1 protein-coding gene and 1 pseudogene are annotated in these 1,832 nt (G+C 74.5%); both read left to right on the forward strand.

What is annotated here, in order from left to right; translation table 11 throughout:
* Positions 1-1,631: thioester reductase domain-containing protein (locus ACFQ87_RS44205; protein WP_380616707.1), on the forward strand; the 1,631-nt coding region annotated here is incomplete at its 5' end.
* Positions 1,628-1,832: pseudogene (locus ACFQ87_RS44210) on the forward strand (cytochrome P450); the annotation flags it as partial. The gene ACFQ87_RS44205 and the pseudogene ACFQ87_RS44210, both read left to right, overlap by 4 nt.

Consider the following 1,832-nt stretch of genomic DNA (forward strand, 5'->3'; position numbering starts at 1 on the left):
CCCTCGCTCGTCGCCCTCGACCACTTCCGGTGACCAGCGGCGGCAAGGTCGACCGCAAGCGGCTGCGCGCCACCGCGCGCCCCGCGACCGCCCGTCCCGCCACCGCTGGTCCTGCCGACGAGACGCCGCCCGAGCACCCGGCCGAAGCGCTGACCGCCCTCCTCGCCGGGATCTGGCAGCAGGTGCTGCGCACCAGGCCCGCCCCCGAGGACGACTTCTTCCACCTCGGCGGCGACTCCCTGCTCGCCTCCGAGACCGTCACCCGCACCCTCGCCGCCCTCGGCCTCGACGCCGCGCTCAGCTCCGCCCTCATCAGGGCCCTGCTCACCGCGCCCACCCTCAGGAGCTTCACCGACGCCGTCCGCGCCGCGCGCGAAGGTTCCCCGACCGGCGCCGACGAATCCACCGTCGACTTCACCCGCGAAACCGAACTCGGCTTCCGCCTACCGCCCGTCCAGGGCCCGGCGCCCTGCCCCCAGGACCCGAAGGACGTCCTGCTCACCGGCGCCTCCGGCTTCGTCGGCGCCTTCCTCCTGGCCGCCCTGCTGCGCCGCACCGCCGCCCGCGTCCACTGCCCCGTCCGCGCCGCGAGCCCCGCCCACGCCGAACAGCGCACCGCCCTCGCCCGCTACGGCCTGCACCTCGACGAGGCCGACCGGCAGCGCGTGACGTGCTTCCCCGCGGACCTCTCCGAGCCCGCCCTCGGACTGCCGGCCGACCACCTCGCCGACCTCGCCGACCGCCTCGACCTGATCGTGCACAACGGCGCCCAGGTCAACTTCCTCTACCCCTACGAACAACTGCGCGCCCCGAACGTGGACGGCACCCGGGAGATCATCCGCCTCGCCGCGCCCCGCCGCGTCCCGGTTCACTTCCTGTCGACCGTCGCCGTCGTCGCCGGCTCCGGCGCCGCCGGGGTGCGCGAGGTCGCCGAGGACGCCCCACTGGCCCACGCCGACGGGCTCTCCATGGGCTATGCCGAGAGCAAGTGGGTGGGGGAGGGGGTGCTGCGCCAGGCGGCGGCGCAGGGGCTGCCGGTGGCCGTCCACCGGCCCTACGAGGTGACGGGCGACCAGGAGAGCGGCGTGAGCAACACCGAGACCGCCATCTGCTCCCTCTTCAAGACGATCGCCGAGACCGGCCTGGCCCCCGACATCGCCCTGCCGATGGACTTCGTCCCGGTCGACCACCTCGCCGAGGCCGTGGTCCACATCGCCACCCGCCAGGTCACCGACGGTTGCCGCACCTACCACCTCACCAACCCCCGCCCCGCGATGCTGTCGGACGTCATCGAGCGGATGTGCGCGGCCGGCTGTGAGGTCCGCACGCTGCCCTACCCGCAGTGGGTCGGCGAGCTGGTCCGGCACGTCGCCGCCAACCCCACCAGCGCCACCGCCCCCTTCGTGTCGCTGTGCGTGGACCGCAGCCGCACCGCCGACATGTCCGTCAAGGAGCTGTACTTCGAGGGCACCTTCCCGGTGCTCGGCCGGCACAACGCCGAGACCGCTCTGGCGGGCAGCGGACTCCACTGCCCGCCGGTCGACGCCGCCCTGCTGGACCGCTACCTGGAGTACTTCTTCACCTCCGGCTACCTGCAGCGCCCCGCCGCCACCCAGGAGGGCATCCGATGACCGACACCGCCATCCCCGCCCCCATCCCCGTCCCCGAGGTGGCGCCCGGCACCGCCGGACCGCCGTGCGCCTACGCCCGGCTGCGCGCCGAACAGCCCGTCGTCAAGGCACAGTTGCCCAACGGCGAGACCGCCTGGCTGCTTAGCCGCTACGAGCGCGCCCGCGCCGCCTCCGCGGACCCGAGGCTCGTCCGGCACCGTC

The sequence above is a fragment of the Kitasatospora sp. NPDC056531 genome (assembly GCF_042794375.1).
GTDB lineage: Bacteria > Actinomycetota > Actinomycetes > Streptomycetales > Streptomycetaceae > Kitasatospora.